Annotated in this window: 1 protein-coding gene; it reads left to right on the forward strand. The window is 44.8% G+C overall.

Features of this window, described 5'->3' with window-relative positions:
- Positions 1-136, forward strand: a 136-nt coding sequence (locus ACSNOG_RS33945; RefSeq protein ID WP_436756510.1) for a large ribosomal subunit protein bL28, incomplete at its 5' end; no start/stop codon positions are given.
- Between the last annotated feature and the right edge of the window lie 105 nt (positions 137-241).

Raw genomic sequence — 241 nt, forward strand, 5'->3', positions numbered from 1 at the left:
TTCCAATGCTAATAACCACAACAAGCGTACTTGGGGCGTTAACGTTCAGAAGGTTCGCATCCTCGTGGATGGCAAGCCTAAGCGTGTATACGTCAGCACTCGCGCATTGAAATCCGGTAAAGAGACTCGCGTATAATCATCTCATGTTATATGAAGAAAAACTTCTGTAATCTCCAAGGCGCTCCAAAGATATGGGCGGCATCGGGACAAGGAAGTTTTTCTTGCGTTTACGATACATATA

It is taken from the genome of Streptomyces sp. URMC 124 (assembly GCF_051386455.1).
Lineage (GTDB): Bacteria > Actinomycetota > Actinomycetes > Streptomycetales > Streptomycetaceae > Streptomyces.